Raw genomic sequence first — 17,903 nt, forward strand, 5'->3', positions numbered from 1 at the left:
GCCCCAGCCACCCTGAGCCCGCCCCTCCTCACCTGTCCCTTCAATCACCAGACCCGGTTGCGACACACTCCAACCCCATCCTGAGAACTGCTGCCCCCGCCGAGCGTGGGTTGCCAACCCGGGGTGCGGCTGTAGGATGGGCGGCGCGCGGCAACCACGGCGGCGGCGGTGCCGGTCGGAGGACGCGCGCACCGTCAAGCACGAGGCCCGGACATGTCGCACACCCTGCTCGCCACCGTTTTCTGCCCCGATCGGACCGGCCTGGTGGCCGGCCTGGCCGCCACCCTGTTCGACCTGGGCGCCAATCTGGGCGATACGCGCTTCGCCGTCCTGGGCCAGGGAGCCGAGTTCTCGGCGGTGCTGACGGTGGACGACGACCTGACCCCGGCTCAGGTGGAGGCCGCGCTGGCCGGCGTGCCCGAGGCCGAGGGCGCGGAGATCAGCGTGCGGCCGTATGATACCTGGGCCGAGTCGCGGGACGCGGCCACGATCACCCACCTGGTATATGTTTCAGGCGGCAACCGCCCCGGACTGGTGGCCCGCCTGGCCGAGGTGTTCGGCGACTTCAACGCCAACATCGTGACCATGAACGCGCAGCCCCTGCCCGACGACATCGAGCACTACGCCGTGCGCTTCGCCGTGGCCATTCCGGCCGGACGCGTGGAAGCCTGCCTGGCGACGGTCTCCAACACCGCCGAATCCCTGGGGCTGCATGCCCGCATGGAAACGCCGTGATCGCCGCCCCGATGGTCCCCAAACCCTAACCAAACCTAATCCATGCCGGCCAGACGCAGCAGCGCGTCCACGTCGCAGTCGTAGCGGTTGGGTCCCAACTCGGTGAGCACCCGATCGCGCCGGAACTCGGCGACGATGCGGCTGGTGGTCTCGGTCGTGACACCCAGCATGGCGCCCATGTCCTCGCGCCCGAACAGATCGCACTGGCGCGAGGCATTCTGATCCAGCAGCAGCAGCAGCAGTCGCGCCACCCGCGCCTTGGCGCTGCCGGTGGACAGGCTGGTGAGCCACGCGTCGGCCTGCTGCACCTGACGCTGCCAGCGGCTCATGAGCTGGGCATGCATGCGCGGGGTGTTCTCGGCCAGGCGCGTGACCACCTCGCGCGGGATGCGACAGGTGAGCGCCGGCCGCAGGGCAATGGCCGTGTGCTCGTAGTCCTGGCCCAGCACCGATTCCATGCCGGCGGTATCGCCGGGGCGCAGCAGGCGCACGATCCGCTGGCTGCCGTCCGCCAGATAGCGGACCAGTTTCACCAGTCCGGTCCGAATCGTGAACACCGCCTGTCCCGGATCGCCCACGTGATACAGGGCCAGGCCCGGCTCGAACTGGATTTCATCGATGGGCAGATGAACGAGAGCGAAATCCTGCTGCAGCAAATCCGCGAACAGGGCTGACTCCCGAATCCCGCAACCCTGGCATTCCGCCTGTCCGCGCCAGGCGGCCTCGATGGATTTCCCGCGCACGACCCCGCTTCTCCCGCTCGACCCTGGATCCGCTCGGGCCGGTGTCCCGGCGCCCGCCGCCTGCGTCGGCGTGGCATCGAAGGAAAACCACCGGCCATCCCCCCGACCAGGGGGCATCGAACCCATCATCGAAAATCCTACCGGAACCCGGGGCGCGCGTCCACGTGTCGCCAAAAACGCCGCTCGTGCACGCAACGGGCCGAAGGCGACAGGGAGGCACGGGGCCGTCAGCCGGGCGGTCCCGCCAGCCCGCCATGCGTTTCAGTCCTTGCGCGGTGGTATAGGCCACCCCACTAATCGTGCAAGACGAGCCCCTTGACCGTTTTCTCCACGTCCTTCCGGGGACCGTGCACGGCGAGTCCCACCAGATCAAGGCATTCGGCCGGCACCGCCGCCACGGCCGCCCGGTTGTCGGCATCATGGCCCGTGCCGAACAGGTCGGCGGTGTAGATCGACGGCGTCAGGCCCCGGCGGAGGGCCCGATCCAGGGTCATGGCAAGGGTTGCGGCGTCCGGCGCGGCGAAGATCAGCACCGGCTGCCGGATCAACGGCCCGTAGGCGCGGCCCGAGCCGTCCACGTAGCGGCTTCCCACCAACTCCGGGTATGATCCCACCAGGCCGCCGGCGACAAAGCCGACGACATTGAGCTTCTGCCAGGTCAGAAGGGTGTCGCGGACGACGATCGCGATCTTGGTGCCGTCATGCATGGGAGAACCTGTCTGTTGTGGGAAACCAGGACGTCAGCATGAACCGTGCATTCGACGGCGGTCTTGAACGATCGTGCCGCGCGAGGCCGGGGGCGGTTCGTCCCGGCGGCGGTGACTGGGTGCGCCAGACGGCGGATGGAGACGGGCTGTTGCGCCTTGAGGCGTTTTTCGCCGGTCACGCCTATGATCCGCACCGCCACGACACCTATGCCATCGGCCTGACGGATGGCGGGGTGCAGTGCTTCACCTATCGGGGCGCCCATCGGACCAGCGCGCCCGGCACCCTCATGGTGTTGCATCCCGACGAACGCCACGACGGCGAGGCGGGCGCGGCGGCGGGCTTCCGCTACCGGATGATCTATGTCCCGCCCCATCGCATCGCCGTGGCGCTGGCCGGACGCGCGCGAGCGCTGCCCTTCGCGCGCGCGGCCCTGACGCGCGACCGTCGCCTGCGGCGGGCGGTCGCGCCCGCCCTGGCCGACATGGCGCGGCCGCTGGAAGAGTTGGAGGCCGATCAGGTGACCCAGGAGGTGGCCGAGGCATTGCTGTCCCTGGATCCCTCCGCCGCGACGGGGCGGACCCGGGGGGCGTCGTGCCCGGCTTCGGTGGAGCGCGCGCGGCAGATCCTGGACGCCCATTGCGATCGCGTGGTGACGTCCGCCGAGTTGGAAGCGGCGACCGGGCTGGACCGCTATACCCTGGCCCGCCAGTTCCGGGCGATGCTCGGCACCAGTCCCTACCGCTACCTTACCCTGCGCCGGCTGGACCGGGCCAGGACCGCCCTGCTGGGTGGGGAAAGCCTGGCCGGGGCGGCCTGCGCGGCCGGGTTCGCCGACCAGAGCCACATGACCCGGCACTTCACCCGGACCGTCGGCATATCCCCCGGCCGATGGCTGGCCCTGACCAACGCGACCCGTCACGACCCCAGCCTAGACGACCCCAGCCTGGACGACCCTGTCGTCGCCACCCCCTCACCCCACCAGCGCGTGCCCGAGCACGGACCACAGACCGAGAACCAGGAACAGCGACGCCAGGGCCAACCCCTCGCGCACCAGATCGGCGATGGATAAGGTCGGGGACATGATCTGATCTCCTCTGCGGGGCGGTTCCTCAACCACCGGACCACACATGTTCTTTTTTTGTTCCACACAAAAAAGAACACAAAGAGAACATCAGGTCAAGCCCCGACCAGAACGCCCGACGGCACCGGGGTCACGTCTCCAGGGGCCTCGCGCACGGTTCAGCGGAGCCCGGCGGCGTGCGGGACGCGATCGGCGCCGCGCGCCACCGGCCGTCGTGCTAGCCTGACGCGGACGCCTCCGGCACGGTCCGGATGACCGGAGGCGGCAACCGGAGGACAGCCCACCATGACACGGGAGGCACCGACCCAGCAGGCCCCCGCACGAGGGGCCCCGGCCGGTGATCGCTGGGCCACCGCCCGGTTGATGCTGGTCGCCGGGTCGCTGATCCTGGCCATCTCGCTCGGCGTTCGCCACAGCTTCGGCCTGTTCCTCACCCCGATGAGCCTGGACAGCGGATGGGGACGCGAGACCTTCGCCTTCGCCATGGCCGTGCAAAATCTGGTCTGGGGCGTGGCGCAACCGGTCGCGGGCCTGCTGTCCGACCGTCACGGCGCGGGCCGGGTGATCCTGGGCGGGGGCGTCCTGTACGCGGCGGGGCTGGCGGTGATGGCCCTCCCGCAGGAGGCGACGCTGTTCACCCTCAGCGCCGGGGTCCTCATCGGCCTCGGTCTCAGCGGGTGCTCCTTTCCGATCATCTTCGGCGCCATCAGTCGCGCCGTGCCCGCCGACCGGCGCAGCCTGGCCATGGGCATCTCCATGTCGGTCGGGTCCTTCGGCCAGTTCGCCATGCTGCCCCTGGTGCTGCCGTTGATCGGCGGCATCGGCTGGTCGTCGACGCTGCTGGTGCTCGCCACGCTGGCCGCGCTCATCCTGCCCCTGAGCCTCGCGCTGGCGGAGGGCCGCGACGCGGCGGCGCGGCCCGTCGGCGCCCCCGAGCCGACCGGTCCGACCGCCCGCCAGGCGATCGGCGAGGCCCTGGGCAGCCGCGACTTCTGGCTTCTATCCCTGGGCTTTTTCGTCTGCGGCTTCCAGGTGGTGTTCATCGCCGTGCACCTGCCGGCATACCTCCAGGACCAGGGGCTTCCGCCAACGGTCGCGACCACGGTACTGGCCTTGATCGGCCTGCTGAACATCGCCGGGACGTATCTCGCGGGCGTCTGGGGCGGGCGGCACCGCAAGCCGATGCTGCTGGTGGGGATCTACCTGGCCCGGGCCGCCGCGATCGCCGCCTTCGTGATGCTGCCGGCCACCCCATGGTCCGCCTACGCGTTCGGCGTGACCATGGGGCTGTTCTGGCTGAGCACGGTGCCGCTGACCAACGAGATCGTGGCGGCGGTCTTCGGGGTGCGGAACATGGCCATGCTCGGCGGCGTGGTCTTCCTGGCGCACCAGATCGGATCATTCCTCGGCGGCTGGCTGGGGGGCATCGCCCATGACCGCACGGGCTCCTATGACGCGGTCTGGTGGATCGCCATCGCCCTGAGCGTGGCCGCCGCCGCGCTGAACGCGCCGATTCGCGAGACGCCGCTTGCCCGGCGCCAGGCGGCGGGGGCGGCGGCATGACGGGCCGCGTCGTGGGCGCGATCGCCCTGGGCCTGCTGGCGAGCCTGATGCTCGTCAGCCTCTTTCTGGGCTATACCAACCCGGTGATGACGCTGTCCCTCGATCGCCTGAGCGTCTGCTTCTAGCCGGCCCGGGTTATGGGGACCACCACGAACACCGACACCGACGACGGCCATGCACGACAAGCACCCGCATCGACTCTCGGTCGCCCCGATGATGGACTGGACCGACCGGCACGAGCGGTACTTCCTGCGCCTGATCAGCCGGCATGTCCGGCTCTACACCGAGATGGTGACCACCGGCGCGCTGCTGCGGGGAGACGCGGCGCGCCACCTGGATTTCGACCCGGCCGAGCATCCCGTGGCGCTGCAACTGGGGGGCAGCGATCCCCGGGCGCTGGCCGCCGCCGCGCGCATGGGCGCCGCCTGGGGCTACGACGAGATCAACCTCAACGTCGGCTGCCCGTCGGACCGGGTGTCCAGCGGCCGGTTCGGCGCCTGCCTGATGGCCGAGCCCGCCCTGGTGGCCGACGGGGTCGCCGCCATGATCGCGGCGGTGCCGGCGGACCTGCCGGTTACCGTCAAGCACCGCATCGGCATCGACGACCTGGACGGCGACGATCACCTGTCCCGTTTCGTCGAGACGGTGGCCGCCGCCGGCTGCCGGGTGTTCATCGTGCATGCCCGCAAGGCCTGGCTGTCGGGCCTGAGTCCCCGGGAGAACCGGGAGATCCCGCCGCTGCGCCCCGAGGTGGCGCGGCGCCTGAAGGCCGATTTCCCGGCCCTGACGATCGTCTACAACGGCGGGGTGCGGGATCTGGCCACGGCGGCCGACCACCTGCGCCACCTGGACGGGGTGATGATCGGGCGCGGCGCCTACGAGACGCCGTGGATGCTGGCAGAGGCCGACCGGACGATCTTCGGGGATCACGCCGCCAGACCGCCCGACCCGACGGCGGTGGCCCGCGCCATGGCGGCCTATGCCGCGCGACGCATGGACGAGGGGGTGCCGCTGCACGCCATCACCCGCCACATCCTGCCCTTGTTCCACGGCATACCGGGGGCGCGCGCCTGGCGGCGTCACCTGAGCGAGCGGGCCTGCCGCCCCGGCGCCGGTCCGGAGGTCATCCTGGAGGCGCTGGCCCACGTCGCGCCGACGGCGGCGGTGTCCTGAGGGACCCGCGCGGGGCGGCGAGTCCCCGGGCGGCGCGGGTCAGCCGACGATGTCGACCTCGGCGAAGAAGAAGGCGATTTCCTTGGCCGCGTTCTCCGGCGAATCGGAACCGTGCACCGAGTTGGCCTCGATGGACTCGGCGAAGTCCTTGCGGATGGTGCCGGCCTCGGCGTTGGCCGGGTTGGTGGCGCCCATGACCTCGCGGTTCAGGGTGACGGCATCCTCGCCCTCCAGCACCTGCACCACCACGGGGCCCGAGCACATGAACTCGACCAGCGAGCCGAAGAACGAGCGTTCCTTGTGCACGGCATAGAAGGCTTCCGCCTGGGCCGTCGTCAGGTGAACGCGGCGCTGGCCGACAATGCGCAGGCCGCGCTCCTCGAAGCGGGCGTTGATGGCGCCGGTCAGGTTGCGGCGGGTGGCATCGGGCTTGATGATCGAAAGCGTGCGTTCGATGGCCATCGGGACGTCCTGTCATGTCTGAGGGAAGGGAACGAGAGGCGGCGGCGGCGCGGCCGGAAACGGCGTGCCCTCAGGCGATCGGGCGGCGGGCGCCCTCGCCCCACGGAAAACGGCGCAGGCCACAACGACTCGCTCCCGAAAAGGACGGTGGTGGCGCAGGCGGGCGCCTTATAATCCCTCGCTCCGGCGATGGCAACCGGTGGCGTGGAAGGGAGGAAAGTCGGGCCATGGGCGTTGCCGTCCTGCTGCTGGTATCCCTGCTTTGGGGATCGTCGTTCGTGGCCATCAAGGTGACGGCGGGATCCTTCGACGCCTTGGACATCGCCAGCGGGCGCCTGGTGATCGCCGCCGCCTGTCTGACCCTGGCCGCCTGGGCGGTACGGGCGCGCGTGCCGAGGGACCCCGGTGTGTGGGGGCGCCTGCTCGCGTTGTCCCTGGTCGGCCAGATGGCGCCGTTTTTTCTCCTGGGCGTCAGCGGTCAGCTCACCGCCAGCAGCAGTTCCGCGATGATGATGGCCGCCGTGCCCCTGATCACTTTCCTGGCGGGCCGCCTGTTCCGGGGCGGCGACCGCTGGACCGCGCGCGTCTGGCTCGGTCTTGGCATCGGGTTCGTGGGTGTGCTGGTGACCCTGGGATGGCCCACGCCGAGCAACGCGGGGGCGGCCTCGGACTGGTTGGGCAAGGGCGCCGCGATCCTGGCGGCGGGCGGCTACGCCCTGGGCACCCTAATCTCGCGCAGCCTGGCCGGCCGCGTGGGGCTGACGGCGACGGTGGCGACGACCATGACGCTCTCGGCGGTGCTGATGGGCGGGGCCTGGCTGGCGCTCCATGGACCGGACTTGCTGGCCGGCGGCCTTCCCCCGACCGGACCTTGGCCCGACCCGACGGCCACCCTGGCCCTCGTGCTGCTCGGCCTGGTCAACACCGCCGGCGCCTACTTCGTATACTTCTGGCTGATCCGGCGCGAGGGACCCACCTTCGCCTCCCTCAACAACTATCTGGTGCCGGTCTTCGGCGTCTTCCTGGGCGCGGCGATCCTCGGCGAGCCGGTCCAGGCGCAAGCCCTGGCGGGGCTCGCCCTGGTGCTGCTGGGCATCATCGTGGTGCGCACGCCGATCCCCGTCCGATCCCGCGCCCGACAGCCCTGACACCCTGTCGCGCCGGCCCTGGGTCGTGCTATCACCCCGGTTATGCTGCAGATCCGCGACATGACCTATCGCATCGCCGGGCGCGTCCTGTTCGACGGCGCGAGCGCTCACCTGCCCGCCGGCAGCCGCACCGGCCTGGTGGGCCGCAACGGCACGGGTAAGAGTACCCTGCTGCGCCTGATCCTGGGCGAGGCGGCGCCGGACAGCGGCGACCTGCTCACCCGCCCGCGCGCCCGCGTCGGCCGTCTGGCCCAGGAGGCCCCGGACGGCGACGTCCCCCTGATCGACTGCGTGCTGGCCGCCGACACCGAACGGGCCGCCCTGCTGACCGAGGAGCAGGCGGCCACCGACGGCCCCACCGTGGACGCGCATCGCCTCGCCGAGATCCACGAGCGCCTGCTGGCCATCGAAGCCCACACCGCCCCCGCCCGCGCGGCCCGCATCCTGGCCGGCCTGGGTTTCCCGGCCGAGCACCAGTCCCGCCCCGTGGGTGACTACTCCGGCGGCTGGCGGATGCGCGTGGCGCTGGCCGCCGTGCTGTTCGCCCGGCCCGACCTCTTGCTGCTCGATGAACCCACCAACCACCTGGACCTGGAGGCCACGGTCTGGCTGGAAACCCACCTGGCGTCCTACCCGGGAACCCTGCTGGTCATCAGCCATGACCGCACCCTGTTGAACCGCGCGGTCAACCGCATCTGGCACCTGGACCAGGGTAAGCTGGTGGCCTATGGCGGCGCCTACGACACCTTCGAGAAGACCCGCCGCGAACAGCGGGACGTACAGGCGCGGGCCTATGAAAAGCAACAGGCCCAGCGCCAGCATATCCAGAGCTTCGTGGACCGCTTCCGCGCCAAGGCCACCAAGGCCCGCCAGGCGCAAAGCCGCCTGAAGATGCTTGAGAAGATGGACGTGCTGGTCCCGGTGGTCGAGGACCGGGCCATCGGCTTCGACTTCCCCGAGCCCCAGCCGCTCGCACCGCCGCTGGTGACCATCGCCGGCGGCGTGGCGGGCTACGGCGACAGGCCCATCCTGCGCGGGCTCGACCTGCGCCTGGACATGGACGACCGCGTCGCGCTGTTGGGTGCCAACGGCAACGGCAAGTCCACCCTGGCCAAGGTGATCGCCGGCCGCCTGCCCCTCATGGCCGGCCGGATGCAGGCGTCGCCCAAGCTGACCGTGGGCTACTTCGCCCAGCATCAATTGGACGAACTGGTGCCCGGCCAGACGCCGCTGTGGCACATGCGCCGCGCCCTGCCCGAGACCAACGACACGCGCTTGCGGGCGCACCTGGGGCGCTTCGACTTCACGGTGCGTCATGCCGACACGCCGGTCGCCAACCTGTCGGGCGGCGAGAAGGCGCGGCTGCTCATCGCCCTCATGAGCACGGCCGAGCCGCACCTGATGATCCTGGACGAGCCCACCAACCACCTGGACATTGACACCCGCGAGGCCCTGGTGGCCGCCCTGAACGCCTATGCCGGCGCGGTGATCCTGATCACCCACGACCCGCATCTGGTGGAGCTGGCCGCGGACCGCCTGTGGCTGGTGGACGGCGGCACGGTGGCGCCCTTCGACGGCGACATGGACGACTATCGCAAACTGCTTCTGGAGCGCGCCCGGGAGGACCGGCGCGAGGCGGCCGGGGCGGGCGCATCCGCCACGGCCGCCTCGCCGTCGCGCAAGGATGAACGCCGCGCCGCCGCCGATCTGCGCGCCCGCACCGCGCCCCTGCGCAAGGCCATCCGGGCGGCGGAGACCGACCTGGAAAAACTGGCCGCCGAGAAGGCGCGCCTTGAGGCCGCCCTGGCCGATCCGAAACTTTACGAAGGTCCGGCGGACCGCGTCACCCGGCTTCAGATCGACCTGGGCGACATCGGCAAGAAGACCGACGCCGCCGAGGCCCGCTGGCTGGAGGCCCAGGAGGCGCTGGAGACGGCCGAGGCGGCGGCGGGGTAGCCCAGCCCCCCGGCCCCGGCGCTCACGTGGTGTGGCACGGCGCGCAACAGTGGCGGCAGCCGTTGGATTGCGGATAGTGCATCTTGGCCCGCATCATCGCGCTGTGGCAGTCGGTGTGGTACCCCAGGTCCATCACCTGCTTCTTCTCCGGCCAGAACAAGCAGTCCTCCTTGTGGACCTCGTGGTCGCCATTGGCCTGAGGAGTCTTGTTGACGCAGTACTTGTCCATGGTGTGCTCCGGCAAGGGAAGGCGAATCCGGCGCGCATCGTGTCATGGCCCCACCGGCGGAGGCAATGCGCGTCGGGACGGGACCGGCGCTCCGGGGTCGGGGGACCATGGCGCGGCGGCATCGCCGGTGGCCCGTGACCCGGGTCCGGCCGCGTGGTATGGGATCCGCTCCTCGTCGGAACCGCCGGAGCCCCTTGCCCATGCCGCGTCGCCGTTCGCCCCTGGTCCCGCCCGCGTCCCTGCTCCTCCTCGCCGGTCTGGCCCTGGCCGCCTGTTCCTCGGACGGCGTCGTGGACACCGACGGCCGGCGCCTCACCCGGCTGGAGCACCTGCAGCTTTACTGCCAGACCCAGCCCTGCGAATGCGCGGACGCCGAAGCGGTGCTGTTCGCCGAGCGCGATCCCATCGAGCCCACCTGGCGGGTCACCGGCGAGCCCGAGTGCCCCGCCGGGTTCGTGCTGGAGCCGGCGTCGGACTGAGGCCCGTCACAGGGGCTCGACATCCCCGGCCTCGTACCCCGCCAGAACCGCCGTCGCGAAGGCGTCCAGGCGCCCCTCGGCGATGGCCGCGCGGATCCCGGCCATCAGGTCCTGGTAGTACTGAAGATTATGCCAGGTCAGCAGCATCGGCCCGAGGATCTCGCCGGCGCGGATCAGGTGATGCAGGTAGGCCCGCGTGTGCCCCTGGCAGCAGGGGCAGGAACACCCCTCGTCCAGCGGCCGGGGATCCTCGGCATGGCGGGCGTTGCGCAAGTTGACCGTCCCCCGGCGCGTGAACGCCTGCGCCGTCCGGCCGGAGCGGGTGGGCATGACGCAGTCGAACATGTCCACGCCGCGCCGCACAGCCGCGAGAATGTCCTGGGGCCGCCCGACCCCCATCAGGTAGCGCGGCCGGTCGTCGGGCAGCAGCGGCGCGGTGTGCTCCAGCATCCGCAGCATCGCGTCGTGGGGCTCGCCCACCGCCAGCCCGCCGATGGCGTAGCCGTCGAAGCCGATGCCCGTCAGCGCCGCCGCCGACTCGGTGCGCAGGTGCGGATACACGCCCCCCTGGACGATGCCGAACAGGGCATGGCCCGGCCGCTCCACAAAGGCCGCGCGGCACCGCCCGGCCCAGCGCATGGACAGCCGCATGGAGGCCGCCGCCTGCTCCTCGGTGGCCGGATAGGGCGTGCACTCGTCGAAGGCCATGGTGATGGTGGCGCCCAACAGGTGCTGGATCTCGACGGAGCGCTCCGGCGTCAGGCGATGGCGCGAGCCGTCGACGTGCGACTGGAAGGTCACGCCGTCGTCGTCCAGGCGCCTCAGCTTGGCCAGGCTCATGACCTGGAAGCCGCCGGAATCGGTCAGCACCGGCCCGGGCCAGGCCATGAAGGCGCGCAGGCCGCCCAGGCGCGCCACCCGCTCCGCCCCCGGGCGCAGCATCAGGTGATAGGTATTGCCGAGCACGATTTGCGCGCCGGTCTCGGCGACGCTCTCGGGGCGCATGGCCTTCACGGTGGCGGCGGTGCCCACCGGCATGAAGGCGGGCGTGTCGATGGCGCCGTGGGCGGTCTCGACGCGGCCCAGGCGGGCGGCGCCGTCGGTGGCCAGGCGGGTATAGCGGAAGGCGGGCACGATCGGATCGGTCATCACCGGGTGATAGCCGGGCGCCCGCGCCGGCTCAAGGGAAAGCGCGACCCGGCGGGCCGGGCCGCGTTTCCATGCCGCGCCCTGACGGGCGCGTCGGTTACTTGGCGTCCGACCAGGCCGCCCGGTCGATGTTCAGATCGGCATAGGCGTCCACGTCGAGGACCGGATCGTCGATGCCCGCGCGCAGTTGCTGCCGGTAGTCCTTCAGAAGACGCATGCCGATGGGGAACAGCATGGTCAGCGCGACCAGGTTGACCAGGGCCAGGATGCCCATCAGCGGGTCGGAGAAGAAGAACACGGCCGTCGCGGCCGGCGCCGTCGCGCCCAGGAACACCACACCCACGACCGCGACCCGGATCCCGTGAAGCACGGCGCGACTTTCGGTGAACACCGTCAACGCGGTCTCGCCGAGGTAGTAGTTGTAGATGATCGAGCTGAAGGAGAACAGCAGCACCGCGAACGTCAGGAAGTACTGTGCCCAGTCGCCGATATGACTGACCAGAGACTGCTGGGTCAGGGCGACGCCGTTGATGTCCTGCGCCCCCGGGACGTAGACGTCACCCAGCAGGATCACGAACGCCGTGCACGAACAAATGATCATGGTGTCGATGAACACGGACAGCGACTGCACGATCCCCTGGCTGATCGGATGCTTGACATGGGCGACCGCCGCCACGTTCGGGGCCGAGCCCAGGCCCGCCTCGTTGGAGAACAGGCCGCGCCGCAGGCCCTGGGCGATGGCCGCGCCAATACCGCCGCTGACGGCGGTCTCGATGCCGAAGGCGTTGGCGACGATCGAGTACAGCACGCCCGGCAGTTCGGGCAGATTGATCAGCGTGACGAACAGCGCCATGCCGATGTAGGTGACGGCCATCACGGGAATGATGATGTCCGCCGCCTTGGCGATGCGTCGGATGCCCCCGTAGACGATGAAGGCGGTCAGCGCCGCCAGGAACAGGCCCGTGTAAAGGCGCTCGACCCCCAGGCTGTCGTTGGCCGCGCCGGCCACGGTGTTGCCCTGGAAGGCATTGAACCCGAAGGCGAAGGCGGCGATCAGGCAGACGGCGTACAGGACCGCCAGCCAACGGAACTGCTCGCCCAGGCCGAAGATGATGTAGCGCGCCGGACCGCCGCGATAGGTGCCGTCCGGCTCGGCGCGTTTATAGAGCTGCGCCAGCGAGCATTCGAACAGGCTGGTCGCCATGCCCACCAGGGCGATGGCCCACATCCAGAACACGGCCCCCGGGCCGCCCAGCGTGATGGCGACGGCCACGCCGGCGATGTTGCCGCCGCCGACGCGCCCGCCGACGCTGACCAGCAGGGCCTCGCGCGAGCTGATGCGGCGGCCGTCGGTGCCCTCCCGTGGGCTGTACAGCACCCGGAACATGCGTCCGAAGAACTCGAACTGCACCAGCTTCGAGATCAACGTAAAGAAGATGCCAAGCACAACAAGGAACGGGATCAACGACCACCCCCAGGTCAGATCCCCGATCAGTGCGAAAATACCCTCAACGACGTCCATCGTATCCCCCTTCAGACCAAGCGGTGTCCATCCACGACACGCCGGGCGGTCCCGGCGTTGTGCGGTGACCAGAGCACCACCACGGTCGAAGGGCAAGAAAAGTGTCATCCGGTGGACGAGGACGCGGATCGGCCCGGCGGATCCGCGCCAGGATCACGAAACTGATGCCAGTGGCCCCCGCACGGCGCCCGCGAAGACGCCCGGATCCCGTGCGCCGGCCCGGCCAGCCGGTGCCGGGGCCGCGCCGGCCGGCTCCCTGGGAGGGGGACGGCCCTGTTGCCCCGACGCCGCCCCTATTATAAGGATGGAGCGGCCGCTCCGGGATGGCCCCGGACCGGCGGGCAAGGGAACAACCATCATGCGTCTGCTCTGGGTGTCCATGGCGATGGTCCTTTTGGCCGGAGGGTGCGAGTACGCCAAGCCCATCTATCCGGACAAGCCGCCCGGCGAGAGCCGGACCGTGCGCCGCGACCTGAGCAAGCCGTACGAGCGCGACACCATCTTCGGCCCGGGCGGCATGGACCTGTTCGGCAGCGGCGAGGACGATGGCCCGGCGGGCACCGCCGGCATCGGCGTGAACAGCTTTCTCTGGCGCGCGTCGCTGGACACCATCGCCTTCATGCCGCTGTCCTCGGCCGATCCCTTCGGCGGCGTGATCATCACCGACTGGTACACGCCCAGCGACACCCCCGCCGAGCGGTTCAAGGTGAATGTCTACATCCTGGCCAAGGCGCTGCGGGCCGACGGCATCGAGGTCTCGGTGTTCAAGCAGCAGCGCGTCGAGGGGATGCCCGACTGGACCGACATCCCCGTGGACGAGGGCATCGCCACCAAGCTGGAAGACGCCATCCTGACCCGCGCCCGCCAACTCCGCATGGCGTCCTTGCGCGAGCAATAGGGCCGGCCACGGCCCGTCCCCACCGCCCCTCGGCCCGGCCAGCGCCGGGCCTCCGTTTCCAAGCGCCCCGGGCGCGACCGATGCGGTCGGCGCCCCACGATCAGGATCCGAAGGACCGTTTCCCTCATGGCCGTCGCCGAGCGTTATGCCGTCAAGGAGTCCGAGGCCCACTGGCAGCAGGTGTGGGCCGAGCGTGCCTGCTTCCGCGCCACCGAGGACCCCGAACGCCCCAAGTACTACGTGCTGGAGATGTTCCCCTATCCGTCGGGACGCATCCACATGGGTCACCTGCGCAACTACACCATGGGCGACCTGGTGGCCCGATACCGGCGCGCGCGCGGCCACATGGTCCTGCATCCCATGGGTTGGGACGCCTTCGGCCTGCCGGCGGAGAACGCGGCCATCCAGCGCGGCGTGCACCCGGCCACATGGACGCGCGAGAACATCGCCGCCATGCGCGACCAGTTCAAGCCCATGGGCCTGTCCATCGACTGGACGCGCGAGATCGCCACCTGCGAGCCCGAATACTACCGCCATGAACAAAAGATGTTCCTGGACTTCCTCAAGGCCGGGCTCGCCTATCGCACCGAGACCTGGGTGAACTGGGACCCGGTGGAGCACACCGTGCTCGCCAACGAACAGGTGATCGACGGCAAGGGCTGGCGCTCCGGCGCCCCCGTCGAGCGGCGCAAACTGGCCCAGTGGTCGTTCCGCATCACCCGCTATGCCGAGGACCTGTTGCAGGCCATCCAGGACCTGGACCGCTGGCCCGACAAGGTCCGCGCCATGCAGACCAACTGGATCGGCCGGTCGGAGGGCGCGCGGGTACGCTGGGATCTGGCGGACCGCGACGACGCGCTGGAGGTCTTCACGACCCGGCCGGACACGCTCTACGGCGCCTCGTTCTGCGCCATCTCGCCGAACCATCCGCTGGCCGCCGAACTGGCCCGGGACAATCCGGACCTGGCCGCCTTCATCGCCGAGTGCGCCCGCCTGGGCACCAGCGAGGAGGCCATCGAAACCGCCGAGAAGCGCGGCTTCGACACCGGGCTGCGGGCGGTCCATCCGCTCGACCCCTCCTGGACCGTGCCGGTGCACGTGGCCAACTTCGTACTCATGGAATACGGCACCGGCGCCATCTTCGGCTGCCCGGCCCATGACCAGCGCGACTTCGATTTCGCCAGGAAGTACGACCTGCCCATTCTCGCCGTGGTCGCCCCCCGGGACACCGACCCGGTGGCCTTCGCCGCCGACCTGACCGCCGGCACCGAAGCCTTCGTGGGCGACGGCGTGGCCATCAACTCCCGGTTCCTCGACGGCCTGGGCGTGGCCGACGCCAAGCGCGCGGTGATCGAACGCCTGGAAAGCCTGGGCAAGGGCGAGGGCACGGTGCAGTACCGCCTGCGCGACTGGGGCGTGTCGCGGCAACGCTACTGGGGCTGCCCGATCCCGGTGATCCACTGCCCATCCTGCGGCATCGTCCCAGTGCCCGAGGACCAGTTGCCGGTCACCCTGCCCGAGGACGTGACCTTCGACGCGCCCGGAAACCCGCTGGACCGCCATCCCACCTGGGCGCACGTGGACTGTCCCACCTGCGGGACCGCCGCCCGGCGCGAGACCGACACCTTCGACACCTTCGTCGAGTCCTCCTGGTACTTCGCCCGCTTCTGCGCCCCGCACAGCGACACCGTGGCCTTCGACCGCGCCGCCGTGGACTACTGGCTGCCGGTGGACCAGTACATCGGCGGGGTCGAGCACGCGGTGCTGCACCTGCTCTATTCGCGCTTCTTCATGCGGGCCCTGCGCGACTGCGGCTATCTGGCGGGGGCCGAGCCCTTCGCCGGCCTGTTCACCCAGGGCATGGTCACCCACGAGACCTATCAGGCGGCCGACGGGTCCTGGCTGGAACCGGCCGAGGTGGAGAGGACCGACGACGGCGGCGCCCGCCGCCTGTCCGACGGCGCGCCGGTCACCGTCGGCCGCTCCGAGAAAATGTCCAAGTCCCGGCGCAACACCGTGGACCCCGAACGGATCCTGGACACCTACGGCGCCGACGCCGCGCGGCTGTTCATTGTCTCCGACAACCCGCCGGACGGCGACATGGAGTGGTCCGACGCCGGCCTGGAGGGCGCCTGGCGCTACGTCAACCGCATCTGGCGCCTGGTGGCCGCGCCGCCCGTGCCGCTGCCGCCGGCCGGAACCCCGGTGCCGGTGGCCGACCTGGACGCGCCCACCCTGGGGCTGTACCGGCGGGCGCACAAGACCATCGCCGGCGTGACCGAGGATCTGGAGCGCTTCCGCTTCAACACCGCCGTCGCCCGCATCCGCGAGTTGACCAACGCCCTGGGCGACCTCAAGGCCGACGCGCCGGGCGCCGCCGCCGTCGCTCGGTTCTGCGTGGAAACGGCGGTACGGTTGCTCAATCCCATGGTGCCGCACCTGACGGAAAGCTGCTGGCAGGCGCTGGGCGGATCGACCATCCTGGCGGAGTCCGACTGGCCCCAGGCCGACCCGGCCCACCTGGTGGACGACACCGTCACCTTGGCCGTGCAGGTCAACGGCAAGCTGCGCGGCAACGTCTCCCTTCCCAGGGACTGCCCCAAGGCGGAAGCCGAGGCCGCCGCCCTGGCGGTGGACAACGTGCGCGCCCATACCGAGGGCAAGACCATCCGCAAGGTGGTGGTGGTGCCCAACCGCATCGTCAACATCGTGGTGGGCTGAGGACCACGGTGGTGTCCGGACCTCCCGGGCGCCAGATGGGGTCTCAACAGGGGTGACTCCGATGCGCAATGACAGCGGGCCGAGGCCCCCCACCCCCTCCCTCTCCATTCCGGGACGGGAATCCGGGGGACGCCGGTCGCCACCGACGGCCTCCGCCCGTCATGGGGGAGATGGGGACGGCCCCCCCGAACGGCGTATCGATCGCCTCGGGCGCCGCGTCGTGTTGACCATGGCCCTGGGCGGTGTTGTCGCCGGCTGCGGCTTCCGGCCCGTGCACGGCCGCCGGGGCCGGGGCGGCGCGGCACTCACCAGCGTGGACGTGGCGCCGATCGCGGACCGCAGCGGGCAACTGTTGCGCAACGCGCTGCTGGACCGGTTGCGGCCGGTGGACGACGCCCCCCATGAACTGGTCGTGACCCTCTCCCTGGTGGACCAGGACCTCGGCATCAGCGAGGACGACAAGCCGAGCCTCGCCACGCTCCACGGCCGCGCCGCCTGGCGTCTGCTGACCCGCATGGGTGACGGTCGCCAGCGTCTGGATCGGGAAGGCCAGTCGCGCGCGGCCGTCACGTACAACATCCTGGACAACCAGTATGCCACGGAACGCAACCGCCGCGCCGGCCAGGAGAGCATCGCCGAGCAGATCGCCGCCGACATCGAGGCCCGGCTGATCGCCCACTTCGGATCCGGCGGGACCGGGTCCGGCGGGCCGGTGGCCTACCCGGGCTTCTGAGCACGACGGTCTTGGGACCCGACGATACCAGCCTATGGATGGCCGGTATCAGAGTCGGCCGCAGCCCCCCCAGCGGAACCAGGGGAGAGAATGCCGGCCCATTGCCATGAGAACGTTAGCCAAAAAATCCCCACATTTTTAGGGTCTTTTAGTTTGTTGCCGTGACTTAAGGAGGAAGCGAACCATGAAAAGTACATCAAGAAGCCTTGCCCTACCTTTGATTGTTTTTGTGGTGCTCTCCACTTCAACAGTGTCGAACCAAGCGTGGGCGCAAGCGACCAAGGATATGTGGTGCGCTTGGTACAGGCTATCCCATGCGTCGGCGGCCACGCTCGATGTCTTGCCTGCCCACTATCCGACATGCGGTGGAGGAGCAGCCCATATTCCTAATGGTTATACTCTTTGGGTTTGGTGCGCTCAGGCCGGATGTGGGTCGGCGAAGCAAGCCCTGCACGATCACTACATCCGTACCAAAACTGTTCCAGACTGGCGCACGCAAGTCCGCTAATGTGTTGGATGGGACGTCCTTTAAGCGGTCTTCAGGCTCTTTCCAAGGCGCTTCAAGTCGATAGCCCCCGTTAGAACGTAAACTCACGAGTACCC

General features: G+C 70.0%; 17 protein-coding genes. 11 read left to right on the forward strand and 6 right to left on the reverse strand.

Annotated features, from left to right (window positions below):
* The first annotated feature begins 213 nt into the window (after positions 1–213).
* On the forward strand, positions 214–735 hold the full coding sequence (locus GGD89_RS07870; protein ID WP_184043872.1) for a glycine cleavage system transcriptional repressor: 522 nt from the start codon (positions 214–216) through the stop codon (positions 733–735).
* A 35-nt stretch (positions 736–770) separates the two neighbouring features.
* Here GGD89_RS07870 and GGD89_RS07875 read toward each other — a convergent pair whose 3' ends face one another.
* Positions 771–1,478 (reverse strand): Crp/Fnr family transcriptional regulator, encoded by a 708-nt coding sequence (locus GGD89_RS07875; RefSeq protein WP_343058562.1) that lies wholly within the window; start codon positions 1,476–1,478, stop codon positions 771–773.
* Positions 1,479–1,771: 293 nt separating this feature from the next.
* A complete protein-coding gene (locus tag GGD89_RS07880; protein ID WP_184043876.1) occupies positions 1,772–2,185 on the reverse strand; it encodes a DUF2000 domain-containing protein in 414 nt (137 codons plus the stop codon).
* 38 nt (positions 2,186–2,223) lie between these two features.
* Here GGD89_RS07880 and GGD89_RS07885 point away from each other — a divergent pair, with 38 nt between their 5' ends.
* From GGD89_RS07885 to dusA, 4 genes are all read left to right on the forward strand, one after another.
* A complete protein-coding gene (locus GGD89_RS07885) occupies positions 2,224–3,255 on the forward strand; it encodes an AraC family transcriptional regulator (RefSeq protein ID WP_184043878.1) in 1,032 nt (343 codons plus the stop codon).
* Positions 3,256–3,552: 297 nt separating this feature from the next.
* Complete coding sequence (locus tag GGD89_RS07890) at positions 3,553–4,830, forward strand: MFS transporter (RefSeq protein ID WP_184043880.1); 1,278 nt, start codon at positions 3,553–3,555, stop codon at positions 4,828–4,830.
* A complete protein-coding gene (locus GGD89_RS20365; protein ID WP_281396690.1) occupies positions 4,827–4,955 on the forward strand; it encodes a hypothetical protein in 129 nt (42 codons plus the stop codon). Before GGD89_RS07890 ends, GGD89_RS20365 begins: the two co-directional genes overlap by 4 nt.
* Before the next feature lie 49 nt (positions 4,956–5,004).
* Positions 5,005–6,003, forward strand: coding sequence for a tRNA dihydrouridine(20/20a) synthase DusA (gene dusA, locus GGD89_RS07895; protein WP_184043882.1), 999 nt, complete (start codon positions 5,005–5,007; stop codon positions 6,001–6,003).
* A gap of 39 nt (positions 6,004–6,042) precedes the next feature.
* On the opposite strand, the gene ndk is transcribed toward dusA, so the two are convergent.
* Positions 6,043–6,465, reverse strand: coding sequence for a nucleoside-diphosphate kinase (gene ndk, locus GGD89_RS07900; RefSeq protein ID WP_184043884.1), 423 nt, complete (start codon positions 6,463–6,465; stop codon positions 6,043–6,045).
* A gap of 227 nt (positions 6,466–6,692) precedes the next feature.
* On the opposite strand from ndk, the gene GGD89_RS07905 reads away from it, so the two are divergent.
* Together GGD89_RS07905 and GGD89_RS07910 are read left to right on the forward strand one after the other, a co-directional pair.
* Positions 6,693–7,613 (forward strand): DMT family transporter, encoded by a 921-nt coding sequence (locus GGD89_RS07905; RefSeq protein ID WP_184043886.1) that lies wholly within the window; start codon positions 6,693–6,695, stop codon positions 7,611–7,613.
* Positions 7,614–7,655: 42 nt separating this feature from the next.
* Entirely contained in the window at positions 7,656–9,569 is a 1,914-nt protein-coding gene (locus GGD89_RS07910; RefSeq protein WP_184043888.1) for an ABC-F family ATP-binding cassette domain-containing protein, read from the forward strand.
* Between the two features lie 22 nt (positions 9,570–9,591).
* Here GGD89_RS07910 and GGD89_RS07915 read toward each other — a convergent pair whose 3' ends face one another.
* Entirely contained in the window at positions 9,592–9,798 is a 207-nt protein-coding gene (locus GGD89_RS07915; RefSeq protein WP_184043890.1) for a hypothetical protein, read from the reverse strand.
* 200 nt (positions 9,799–9,998) lie between these two features.
* Here GGD89_RS07915 and GGD89_RS07920 point away from each other — a divergent pair, with 200 nt between their 5' ends.
* A complete protein-coding gene (locus GGD89_RS07920) occupies positions 9,999–10,277 on the forward strand; it encodes a hypothetical protein (protein ID WP_184043892.1) in 279 nt (92 codons plus the stop codon).
* Between the two features lie 6 nt (positions 10,278–10,283).
* Here GGD89_RS07920 and tgt read toward each other — a convergent pair whose 3' ends face one another.
* Positions 10,284–11,426, reverse strand: a complete 1,143-nt coding sequence (gene tgt / locus GGD89_RS07925; RefSeq protein ID WP_184043894.1) for a tRNA guanosine(34) transglycosylase Tgt — start codon at positions 11,424–11,426, stop codon at positions 10,284–10,286.
* A 97-nt stretch (positions 11,427–11,523) separates the two neighbouring features.
* The gene (locus GGD89_RS07930; RefSeq protein WP_184043896.1) at positions 11,524–12,948 is read right to left on the reverse strand and encodes an alanine/glycine:cation symporter family protein; all 1,425 of its coding nucleotides are present in this window, start codon (positions 12,946–12,948) and stop codon (positions 11,524–11,526) included.
* A gap of 358 nt (positions 12,949–13,306) precedes the next feature.
* Between GGD89_RS07930 and GGD89_RS07935 the strand changes: the two genes are divergently transcribed.
* The 3 genes from GGD89_RS07935 to lptE all read left to right on the forward strand — a co-directional run bounded on the left by GGD89_RS07935 (position 13,307) and on the right by lptE (position 17,300).
* A complete protein-coding gene (locus GGD89_RS07935) occupies positions 13,307–13,846 on the forward strand; it encodes a DUF3576 domain-containing protein (RefSeq protein WP_246422897.1) in 540 nt (179 codons plus the stop codon).
* 126 nt (positions 13,847–13,972) lie between these two features.
* Positions 13,973–16,567: a leucine--tRNA ligase gene (leuS, locus tag GGD89_RS07940; protein WP_184043898.1), complete on the forward strand. Its 2,595-nt coding sequence runs from the start codon at positions 13,973–13,975 to the stop codon at positions 16,565–16,567.
* Between the two features lie 220 nt (positions 16,568–16,787).
* Positions 16,788–17,300, forward strand: a complete 513-nt coding sequence (gene lptE, locus GGD89_RS07945) for an LPS assembly lipoprotein LptE (RefSeq protein WP_184043900.1) — start codon at positions 16,788–16,790, stop codon at positions 17,298–17,300.
* Positions 17,301–17,903: the final 603 nt, after the last annotated feature.

Source organism: Roseospira visakhapatnamensis (assembly GCF_014197915.1).
Lineage (GTDB): Bacteria > Pseudomonadota > Alphaproteobacteria > Rhodospirillales > Rhodospirillaceae > Rhodospira > Rhodospira visakhapatnamensis.